The organism is Mesorhizobium sp. Arg314, assembly GCF_053714275.1.
On sequence record NZ_JBSKBP010000406.1, the window covers coordinates 1 to 204 of the forward strand.

Annotated in this window: 1 pseudogene; it reads left to right on the forward strand. The window is 58.3% G+C overall.

From position 1 onward, the window contains the following. Nucleotides 1-204: pseudogene (locus ACWGS9_RS36050) on the forward strand (IS110 family transposase); the annotation flags it as partial.

Here is a 204-nt window from a genome sequence, read left to right on the forward strand (position 1 = left end):
ATGGTTACGTCAGCTCCATTCCTACGGTCTGTTACGCGGGAGCTTTCGCCCTGATGCCGCAGTTGCCACCCTGCGCGCCTATCTGCGTCAACGGGAGCGGCTCGTAGAATACGCCGCTGCCCACATTCAGCATATGCAAAAGGCCCTGATGGAGATGAATCTGCAACTTCATCACGTCGTCTCCGACATCACCGGTGCGACCGG